This window comes from Pseudoxanthomonas kalamensis DSM 18571, from assembly GCF_010211745.1.
Taxonomy (GTDB): Bacteria; Pseudomonadota; Gammaproteobacteria; order Xanthomonadales; family Xanthomonadaceae; genus Pseudoxanthomonas_A; species Pseudoxanthomonas_A kalamensis.
This window is the reverse complement of record NZ_PDWQ01000022.1, coordinates 1-936: the sequence shown is the minus strand read 5'-3', so window position 1 is coordinate 936 and position 936 is coordinate 1. Positions and strand designations below refer to the sequence as shown.

Annotated in this window: 2 protein-coding genes; both read right to left on the bottom strand. The window is 42.7% G+C overall.

Annotated features, from left to right (window positions below):
* Nucleotides 1–48: 48 nt before the first annotated feature.
* Complete coding sequence (locus tag CSC70_RS13710) at nt 49–468, bottom strand: protein rexB (RefSeq protein ID WP_002969635.1); 420 nt, start codon at nt 466–468, stop codon at nt 49–51.
* Nucleotides 469–498: 30 nt separating this feature from the next.
* Nucleotides 499–936 (bottom strand): hypothetical protein (locus tag CSC70_RS13705; protein WP_425501593.1); only part of this gene is annotated, 438 nt, incomplete at its 5' end.

The following is a 936-nucleotide window of genomic DNA, read 5'->3' as shown; positions in this document are numbered from 1 at the left end:
GTTTTGGGGGCGATCGTGAGGCAAAGAAAACCCGGCGCTGAGGCCGGGTTATTCTTGTTCTCTGGTCAAATTATATAGTTGGAAAACAAGGATGCATATATGAATGAACGATGCAGAGGCAATGCCGATGGCGATAGTGGGTATCATGTAGCCGCTTATGCTGGAAAGAAGCAATAACCCGCAGAAAAACAAAGCTCCAAGCTCAACAAAACTAAGGGCATAGACAATAACTACCGATGTCATATACCCATACTCTCTAATCTTGGCCAGTCGGCGCGTTCTGCTTCCGATTAGAAACGTCAAGGCAGCAATCAGGATTGCAATCATGGTTCCTGCATATGATGACAATGTCGCCCCAAGACCATCTCTATGAGCTGAAAAAGAAACACCAGGAATGTAGTGGCGGAAAAGGAGATAGCAAATGCTTACGATAACGTAAGGAATTATTACTATGTAAACACCAGGCATGATTCTGTTCCGCATAATTACTCCTGATAATTAATCCTTAACTTTGCCCACCTGCCTTTTAAAACATTCCAGTATATCACTTTTCATTCTTGCGTAGCAATATGCCATCTCTTCAGCTATCTCAGCATTGGTGACCTTGTTCAGAGGCGCTGAGAGATGGCCTTTTTCTGATAGATAATGTTCTGTTAAAATATCTCCGGCCTCATCTTTTGCCCGCAGGCTAATGTCTGAAAATTGAGGTGACGGGTTAAAAATAACATCCTTGGCAACCTTTTTTATATCCCTTTTAAATTTTGGCTTAATGACTATATCCAATGAGTCAAAAAGCTCCCCTTCAATATCTGTTGCCCCTAAGACCTTTAATATATCGCCAAATACAGGTAGCTTGGCTTCTACCTTCACCGTTGTTCGGCCGATGAAATGCATATGCATAACATCGTCTTTGGTGGTTCCCCTCATCAGTGGCTC